Annotated in this window: 1 rRNA gene; it reads right to left on the bottom strand. The window is 51.5% G+C overall.

Features of this window, described 5'->3' with window-relative positions:
- Window positions 1-2,776, bottom strand: a 23S ribosomal RNA gene (locus WKT01_RS13630); the annotation flags it as partial.
- Between the last annotated feature and the right edge of the window lie 89 nt (window positions 2,777-2,865).

The following is a 2,865-nucleotide window of genomic DNA, read 5'->3' as shown; positions in this document are numbered from 1 at the left end:
ATCTTGAGGGGGGCTTCACGCTTAGATGCCTTCAGCGTTTATCCCGTCCCGGCTTGGCTACTCTGCTATGCTCTTGGCTGAACAACAGATACACCAGCGGCCAGTCCATCCCGGTCCTCTCGTACTAAGGACAGCTCCTCTCAAATATCCTACGCCCACGCCGGATAGGGACCGAACTGTCTCACGACGTTCTGAACCCAGCTCGCGTACCGCTTTAATGGGCGAACAGCCCAACCCTTGGGACCTACTTCAGCCCCAGGATGCGATGAGCCGACATCGAGGTGCCAAACCACTCCGTCGATGTGAACTCTTGGGAGTGATAAGCCTGTTATCCCCAGGGTAGCTTTTATCCGTTGAGCGATGGCAATCCCACTTTATACCACCGGATCACTAAGTCCTACTTTCGTACCTGCTCCACCCGTCGGTGTCGCAGTCAAGCTCCCTTCTGCCTTTGCACTCTTCGAATGGTTTCCGACCATTCTGAGGGAACCTTTGAGCGCCTCCGATACCCTTTCGGAGGCGACCGCCCCAGTCAAACTCCCCACCTGACATTGTCCCCCAGCCGGTTCACGGCTGCTGGTTAGAAACCCAATACTGCAAGGGTGGTATCCCAACAGCGGCTCCATAGGAACTGGCGTTCCTACTTCCTAGCCTCCCACCTATCCTGTACATGCAATACCGAATCCCAGTATCAAGCTGGAGTAAAGCTCCATGGGGTCTTTCCGTCCTGGCGCAGGTAACCAGCATCTTCACTGGTATTTCAATTTCACCGGGTGCATTGTTGAGACAGTGCCCAAATCATTACGCCTTTCGTGCGGGTCGGAACTTACCCGACAAGGAATTTCGCTACCTTAGGACCGTTATAGTTACGGCCGCCGTTTACTGGGGCTTAAGTTCAAAGCTTCGCTTGCGCTAACCTCTCCCCTTAACCTTCCAGCACCGGGCAGGCGTCAGCCCATATACCTCACCTTTCGGTTTTGCATAGACCTGTGTTTTTGCTAAACAGTTGCTTGGGCCAATTCTCTGCGGCCTGGTCTCCCAGGCACTCCTTCTCCCGAAGTTACGGAGTCATTTTGCCGAGTTCCTTAACAATGCTTCTCCCGTCGGCCTTAGGATTCTCTCCTCATCCACCTGTGTCGGTTTACGGTACGGGTATTTTATGAACAATAGCGGCTTTTCTTGGCAGTTAGCTCACGCTCTTCCCTACTCTTAATTCGGTCCGCGTCACGCCTTCCCCTTGCACACCGGGTTTGCCTGATGTACGGGTACTTCGCTTGCACCGGGCTTTCCATTCCCGGCTCGCGCTCTCTCCCTGCGTCCCCACAGTTCTGTCATAAAATAGTACAGGAATCTCAACCTGTTATCCATCGACTACGTCTTTCGACCTCGCCTTAGGCCCCGACTTACCCAGAGCAGATCAGCTTTACTCTGGAAACCTTAGATATTCGGCCGGAAGGATTCTCACCTTCCTCTCGCTACTCATTCCGGCATTCTCTCTTCTTAAAAATCCACTGCTCCTTCCGGTACAGCTTCTTCTCTTTAAGAATGCTCCTCTACCAACTGACATTCATCAGTTCCTAAGCTTCGGTAGTGTGTTTTAGCCCCGGACATTTTCGGCGCAGGACCTCTCGACTAGTGAGCTATTACGCACTCTTTTAATGTATGGCTGCTTCTAAGCCAACATCCTAGTTGTCTTTGAAATCCCACATCCTTTTCCACTTAACACACATTTTGGGACCTTAGCTGTAGGTCTGGGCTCTTTCCCTTTCGACTACCCAACTTATCTCGGATAGTCTGACTCCCATACAGCATCTACACGGCATTCGGAGTTTGATATCCCTTGGTAAGCTTTGACGCCCCCTTAGGAATTCAGTGCTCTACCTCCGCAAGACTCGTATGAGGCTAGCCCTAAAGCTATTTCGAGGAGAACCAGCTATCTCCGGGTTCGATTGGAATTTCTCCCCTATCCACACCTCATCCCCACCCTTTTCAACGGATGTGGGTTCGGTCCTCCATTGCCTTTTACGGCAACTTCAACCTGGACATGGATAGATCACCCGGTTTCGGGTCTACTCCGGCTGACTTTGTTCGCCCTCTTCAGACTTGGTTTCCCTTCGGCTCCACACCTTTAGTGCTTAACCTCGCCAGCCGACGTAACTCGCCGGACCGTTCTACAAAAAGTACGCAGTTCCGCATTTAAAGCGGTTCCACAGCTTGTAAACATATGGTTTCAGGTTCTCTTTCACTCCCCTCCCGGGGTCCTTTTCACCTTTCCTTCACAGTACTATGCGCTATCGGTCACTAAGGAGTATTTAGCCTTACGGGGTGGTCCCCGCTCTTTCAGTCAAGGTTTCTCGTGTCTCGACCTACTCTGGATACCGCCTTGTCAACTCACCTTTCGCTTACGGGGCTTTCACCCTCTCTGGCTGGCTTTCCCAAAACCATTCTGCTAGACTCGTTGAATCAATTCCGCGGTCCGAACCCCGGAGTGCACGCACTCCGGTTTGGGCTCTTTCCATTTCGCTCGCCGCTACTTTGGAAATCACATGTTGTTTTCTCTTCCTCCGGCTACTTAGATGTTTCAGTTCACCGGGTTCCCTTCCTAACGTTATGGATTGGCGTTAGGATAACTGAGGTTTTCTCAGTTAGGTTTCCCCATTCAGATATCTCCGGATCTATGGATATTTGCTCCTCCCCGAAGCTTTTCGCAGCTTATCACGTCTTTCATCGGCTCTTAGTGCCAAGGCATCCACCATACGCTCTTATCAGCATAACCAACTGATGCCGTCCGCGGGTACGGACTTCATCTACACATGCATAGCGTTGCACGCGTTGGTAATAGTCAATTTTATTTCTGTCTGTTTT

Origin of the sequence: Mediterraneibacter sp. ICN-202921 (genome assembly GCF_037890075.1) — a bacterium.
GTDB classification, from domain to species: Bacteria; Bacillota; Clostridia; order Lachnospirales; family Lachnospiraceae; genus Mediterraneibacter; species Mediterraneibacter massiliensis.
This window is presented reverse-complemented; position numbering and strand designations above follow the sequence as displayed.